The following is a 377-nucleotide window of genomic DNA, read 5'->3' as shown; positions in this document are numbered from 1 at the left end:
ATTGGTTCGCCGATTGCTAATCGTAATCGCAGCGAAATAGAGCCATTAATTGGCTTCTTTGTAAATACGTTAGTACTGAGAACCCATTTTGAAGATAATCCCAGTTTCCAAGAATTGCTAACACAAGTTCGCGAAACTACCCTCAAAGCTTATGAATATCAAGATGTGCCTTTTGAACAAGTAGTCGAGGCATTACAACCACAGCGAGAATTAAGTTATTCACCTTTGTTCCAGGTGATGTTTGTTCTCCAAAATGCGCCAATGGGTGAGTTAGAATTACCTGGTGTAACTTTAACTCCACAACAGGTGGAAAGCACAATTACCAAATTTGATTTGACTCTATCGATGCAAGAAACTGCTGACTCCTTAGTCGGTTC

1 protein-coding gene is annotated in these 377 nt (G+C 40.1%); it reads left to right on the top strand.

The genetic code is table 11. The features are described from left to right. Positions 1 to 377 (top strand): condensation domain-containing protein (locus DSM106972_RS22590; RefSeq protein ID WP_233787907.1); only part of this gene is annotated, 377 nt, incomplete at both ends.

The sequence above is a fragment of the Dulcicalothrix desertica PCC 7102 genome, assembly GCF_003991905.1.
GTDB classification, from domain to species: Bacteria; Cyanobacteriota; Cyanobacteriia; order Cyanobacteriales; family Nostocaceae; genus Dulcicalothrix; species Dulcicalothrix desertica.
The sequence above is the reverse complement of the archived record's forward strand: the minus strand, read 5'-3'. Positions and strand labels throughout refer to the sequence as shown.